The organism is Gluconobacter sp. P1D12_c (genome assembly GCF_018812105.1).
Lineage (GTDB): Bacteria > Pseudomonadota > Alphaproteobacteria > Acetobacterales > Acetobacteraceae > Gluconobacter > Gluconobacter oxydans_A.
The window spans coordinates 1-432 of sequence record NZ_JACSIQ010000519.1; the positions used below are offsets into that span (position 1 = coordinate 1).

Below are 432 nucleotides of genomic sequence, written 5' to 3' on the forward strand. Positions count from 1 at the left end.
CACCATCAGCAGGTTATCGAAAAACTCCAAAAAATTGGATGCGATGCTCTAACGGGGCGTAATCTGTTTGCGTTGCGTGGTTCGTGGGAGCTTGGCAACAGGGATATCAATGCGGTGGATGATTCCGCAAAAGCATATATGCTTGACACTTACACGATATCTCACATGGGTAGAGGTGGGGGTAGCGTCTTAGAAGATGGGATGCTGTCAAAGGTTCTCGACATAGAGCGTCTACAAGACCCCGTAGAGCTTGATGAGCCTCCTATTGAGGTTCCGGATTCCGAATACTTCGAAGCTAATCAGGACGCCTTTCAGGAGCTTGCAGACTGGTATCTTTGAAGCTCCGCAGGACCGACGACAATGTAATTGTCATAGTCGGACACTATGACAAGTCAAATATTGATTTCTATCTGCTACAATAAGTTTCCAGTA

1 protein-coding gene is annotated in these 432 nt (G+C 46.5%); it reads left to right on the top strand.

The genetic code is table 11. From position 1 onward, the window contains the following. A partial coding sequence (locus tag KP705_RS17955; RefSeq protein WP_215765274.1) for a hypothetical protein occupies window positions 1-339 on the top strand: 339 nt, incomplete at its 5' end. Window positions 340-432: the final 93 nt, after the last annotated feature.